Source organism: Streptomyces sp. NPDC059900 (genome assembly GCF_050270335.1).
In the GTDB taxonomy this organism is placed as follows: domain Bacteria; phylum Actinomycetota; class Actinomycetes; order Streptomycetales; family Streptomycetaceae; genus Streptomyces.
Map to the genome: position 1 here is coordinate 1 of NZ_JBNNJZ010000615.1, position 4625 is coordinate 4625.

Genomic DNA, 4625 nt, shown 5'->3' on the forward strand with positions numbered 1-4625 from the left:
GTCCCATCGCTGTTCCGGGGTCGGGGACAGCATGGCGGAATGGTCACCTCCGTGCCACAGGAGCAAAGCAGCCCTTGTATGGAATTCGTAAGGGCGTGACGCTGGATCTCGTTGGAACGGCCTCCCCACCAACCGGCGGCGCCCGTCCTCCCACGGGGGAGAGGACGGGCGCCGTCTTCCGTTCTGCGGGCGGCGCGCCGCGTTCAGCGACCGCCGCCGCCCGGCGTGACGAGGCCCGTCTCGTACGCCACCACGACCGCCTGCGCCCTGCTGTCCAGGTCTAGCTTGGTCATCGTGCGGTTCAGGTGAGTCTTGACGGTGGCCTCGCTGATGTAGAGGCGCTCCGCGATGTCCGCGTTCGACTGGCCGGTGGCGATCAGCTTCAGGACCTCGACCTCGCGCAGGGTCAGCGAGCGCAGATCGGGCGGCGGTTCGGCGGACCCCGCGGCCACCGGACCGGCCTGCCGGGCGAAGGCCTCGACCAGGCGGCAGGTGACGCTGGGCGCGAAGAGCGCGTCGCCGCCGCCGACGGCGGCCACTGCGGCGAGCAGGCGCTCGGGCCCGGAGTCCTTGAGCAGGAAGCCCGACGCTCCGGCCCGCAGCGCCCCGTACACGTACTCGTCGAGATCGAACGTGGTGAGGACCAGGACGCGCGGCGGTGGCTCGGGGGACTCGGCGAGGATCTTCTCGGTGGCCGCGATGCCGCTCATGCCGGGCATGCGGATGTCCATCAGGATCACGTCGGGCCGGGTCGTCGCGGCGAGCGCGACGGCTTCCGCCCCGTCACCCGCCTCACCGACGACCTCGATGCCGGGCGCGGCGCGCAGCAGCCCCACAAGGCCCGCCCTGATGAGGAACTGGTCGTCGACCACGAGCACCCTGGTCATTTTATGTCGCGTCGTCCCCCTGCGATGCGGCCTGAGCGGAGGTCGGCAGGGTCAGTCGCACGGCGAACCCTCCCTCGCTCAGCGGGCCGATGCTGATCGTCCCGCCGTAGAGCTTGGCCCGCTCCCGCATACCAATCAACCCATGGCCGCTTCCTGTACGCACTCTGTCCGGAATCACCCCCGCCCCGTCATTGGTGACACAGACCGTCACGTGGTGCTGTTCATAGCGCAGTCCGACCGCCGCTCCGGCGCCCGGCGCGTGCTTCAGCACGTTGGTCAGGGCCTCCTGGACCACGCGGTACGCACAGAGTTCGACGCCGGGCGCGAGCTGCCTCGGCGTCCCCTCGACGCGCAGATCGACGTCGACTCCCCCGGACCGCACCCGCTCGACCATCTCGCCGAGCCGCGCGAGCCCCGGCATCGGGGCGTCGGGCGCGCCGTCCCCCTCCTCCTGCGCCCGCAGCACCCGCAGCATGCGGCGCAACTCCTCCAGGGCCTCGCCGCTGGTGCCGGAGATGGTGGAGAGCGCGGCGTGCGCGGTGGCCGGATCCGAGGTGAAGACGAACTTCGCGAGCCCCGCCTGCACGGAGATCACGGACATGTGGTGGGCGACGACGTCGTGCAACTCCCGTGCTATGCGCCCGCGTTCCTCGGCCACCTCGCGCCGCGCCCGCTCGTCCTGCTCGCGCTTGAGCTGTCTGGCCAGCTCGGCGGACCTGCGGGCGACGTACCCGAACCGCCAGATGACCAGCGGAAACCCGATGGCCTGCCCGATCACGGACGGCATCGACGCCCCTTCGCTCACCACGCCCGCGTAGATCCACACGGCGCTCATCAGGACGCCGCAGGGGACGGAGACCCGGGCGGGCCGCAGGGCCGTGACCGTGTAGACGGCGAGCATGGGCGCGAAGGTGTTCACGACGGGCCAGTAGCCCGCGGTCACGTACACGGCCCAGGCCGCGTGCACCAGGAGCAGGACCGCGAGCGGCGCCCTGGAGCGGAACACGGCCGGCACATTGGCAAGGGCCACCAACGCATAGCCCCGTACGTCGAGTTCGGGCCATCCCTGCCGCGCCGACTCCTGCCCGAGGAGTACGGCGACCGTGGTCAGGGCGACCGCGATCGACGTGTCGGCGACGAGGGGGCGGATCCGCATCGCCGCAGCGTAGCCCCGGTGCGGGCGGCGGCACGTCAAACTTCCGCGGTACCGCGGAAGTTGCAGGAACCGCGGCCGTACTCCGCTGGGCGTACCCGGAGATCAACCCGGCGCGGGACGACTCCCCCGCCCCGCCGCCGTAACTTCGTGCACCGGCGCGCTCGTCCTCCCGCGGGGGAGAGGACGAGCGGCCATCGCGGGCCGGTCCCGGCGCTAGCTGCTGATCGTGAAGTGCAGGATGCCGTCCAGGAACGGGACCTGCATTCCGTCCGGCTGCGCCATCAGCGCGAGCAGGACGATGACGGCGCCGAGGCCGCCGTAGGTGACCATGTCCGTGAAGCGCGAGCGCACCGCGAGCATGCCGACGCCGGGCAGCGCCCACCGCAGGACGGCGCCGCCGATCAGCGCGAGGCCGACCAGGATCGTGCCGAGGCGGAACACGTCGAAGGCGGTGAGCAGCAGGCCGAGCCCCACCGTCGACAGGACGCTGAGCAGCGGCCACTGCCGGGCGGGTGCCGGGGCGTCGCCGCCCGCGGCCCGGCCGCCGCCCTCGGGGCGCGCGGTGTCGCGGGTCAGGAGCGGGAAGCGCCGGGTGGTCTTCTTCGGCCCGCCGGGGGCGGGGGCGCTGACGGCGCCCTTGGCCTCGGTGTCCTCCACCGCCTCGGCCTCCGTCACGTCGGCCTCCGTCACCTCGGCCTGCGTCACGTCGGCCCGCGATGCCCCTTGGTCAGGTTCTGCGCTCATGGGCTCACCCTTTCCCGTTTCAGCTCGCGGCGGCGGACGCGGCGCGCTCGGCCGCCTCCACGACGTTGACGAGCAGCTGTGCGCGGGTCATCGGGCCGACGCCGCCGGGGTTCGGCGAGATCCAGCCTGCGACCTCGCGGACGCCGGGGTGCACGTCGCCGACGATCTTGCCGGTCTCGTCGCGCGAGACGCCGACGTCCAGGACCGCGGCGCCCTGCTTCACGTCCTCGGGCTTGATCAGGTGCGGGACGCCCGCGGCGGCCACGATGATGTCGGCCTTCTGGAGGTGGAAGGCCAGGTCGCGCGTGCCGGTGTGGCACTGCGTCACCGTCGCGTTCTCCGAGCGGCGGGTGAGCAGGAGCGGCATCGAGCGGCCGATCGTCACACCGCGGCCGACGACCACGACCTCGGCGCCGTTGATCTCCACGCCGTACTGGCGCAGGAGCGTGATGATGCCGAACGGCGTGCAGGGCAGCGGCGCGGGCTCGTTCAGGACGAGACGGCCGAGGTTCATCGGGTGCAGGCCGTCGGCGTCCTTGGCCGGGTCCATGAGTTCGAGGACGCGGTTCTCGTCGATGCCCTTGGGCAGCGGGAGCTGCACGATGTAGCCCGTGCAGGCGGGGTCCTCGTTGAGCTCGCGGACGACGGCCTCGATCTCCTCCTGCGTCGCGGTGGCGGGCAGCTCGCGCTGGATGGAGGCGATGCCGACCTGCGCACAGTCGCGGTGCTTGCCTGCGACGTACTTCTGGCTGCCCGGGTCGTCACCGACCAGAACAGTCCCGAGGCCGGGGGTCAGGCCCCGCTCCTTCAGGGCCGCCACGCGGGCGGTCAGTTCGGACTTGATCGCGGCTGCGGTGGCCTTGCCATCGAGAATCTGGGCGGTCATGACTCCATCTTCCCGGATGAGACCCGCCCGGTACCAATCAGGGCGGCGCTGCGGCCCGGCTGTGTCCCAGCTGTGTCCCGGGACCTGACCAGCTCTGTTGCACTTGCACAACACATAGGGAATGCGGCTGGACAAATAAGCCCGGCCTAAAGAACGATATGCGGCACAGTGCCGCGGGCAGTGTCGGGGGGACGGACCGCATCTGTAGAACTTTCCTCCGTGATGTGCCGCGTCGTCCCCGCACTACCCGACGGAGGAAGACCGCCATGAGTTACGGCGACCCGAACAACCCCTACGGGCAGCCGCCCCAGCAGCCCCCGGCCGCTCCCGGTTACGGCTACCCCCAGGCCCCTCCCGGCGTCCCGCCGCAGCAGGGCTACGGCTACCCGCAGCAGCCGGCCTACCCCGGCTACCCGGGCGGCAACATGATGCAGCAGTCGATGCCGGGTCTCCTGACCACCGCGCGCGTCTTCCTGTTCCTGATCTCGGCGGTGCAGATCCTCTTCGCGATCATCTACCTCTACGTGGGTGCGATCGCGAGCGACGCCGGTGACAGCGGCGAGGACCTGGGCCTCACCGGCATGGGCGAGGCGGGTGACGCCGTGGCCGGTATCGCGATCGTCGGCGCGCTCATCGCGGCCGGGTTCGCGGTCCTCTCCATCATGCTGGGCGTGAAGTTCAGCCGCGGCGGCCAGGGTGTCCGGATCACCACGGTCGTCTATGGCGCGCTCGGCGGCATCGTCGGCCTGATCATGCTGTTCATCGGCCTCGACTCGGGTCTGGCGACCGCCATCATCGGCCCGCTGATCTGGGTGACGTTCGCCGTCATCATCACGATCGCCCCGGTCGTGCCCAGCGGCACCGCGTGGTTCAACCGGCCTCGCTACTGAGGCGATTCACACCCGCGGGGCGGGGCCCCCAGCCGGAAGGGGGCCGCGCCCCGGGGGTTTGG

The 4625-nt window shown here is 71.4% G+C and carries 5 protein-coding genes; 1 reads left to right on the forward strand and 4 read right to left on the reverse strand.

Annotated elements, in window-relative coordinates; genetic code table 11:
* Nucleotides 1-203: 203 nt before the first annotated feature.
* The 4 genes from ACQKIP_RS40335 to ACQKIP_RS40350 form a co-directional block, all read right to left on the reverse strand.
* On the reverse strand, nt 204-887 hold the full coding sequence (locus ACQKIP_RS40335; protein WP_365862589.1) for a response regulator transcription factor: 684 nt from the start codon (nt 885-887) through the stop codon (nt 204-206).
* A 1-nt stretch (nt 888) separates the two neighbouring features.
* A complete protein-coding gene (locus ACQKIP_RS40340; protein ID WP_365862591.1) occupies nt 889-2043 on the reverse strand; it encodes a sensor histidine kinase in 1155 nt (384 codons plus the stop codon).
* A 213-nt stretch (nt 2044-2256) separates the two neighbouring features.
* The gene (locus tag ACQKIP_RS40345; RefSeq protein WP_365862593.1) at nt 2257-2787 is read right to left on the reverse strand and encodes a DUF3017 domain-containing protein; all 531 of its coding nucleotides are present in this window, start codon (nt 2785-2787) and stop codon (nt 2257-2259) included.
* 19 nt (nt 2788-2806) lie between these two features.
* Nucleotides 2807-3673, reverse strand: coding sequence for a bifunctional methylenetetrahydrofolate dehydrogenase/methenyltetrahydrofolate cyclohydrolase (locus tag ACQKIP_RS40350; RefSeq protein ID WP_365862594.1), 867 nt, complete (start codon nt 3671-3673; stop codon nt 2807-2809).
* A 266-nt stretch (nt 3674-3939) separates the two neighbouring features.
* Between ACQKIP_RS40350 and ACQKIP_RS40355 the strand changes: the two genes are divergently transcribed.
* Nucleotides 3940-4563, forward strand: coding sequence for a hypothetical protein (locus tag ACQKIP_RS40355; RefSeq protein WP_365862596.1), 624 nt, complete (start codon nt 3940-3942; stop codon nt 4561-4563).
* Nucleotides 4564-4625 lie beyond the last annotated feature (62 nt).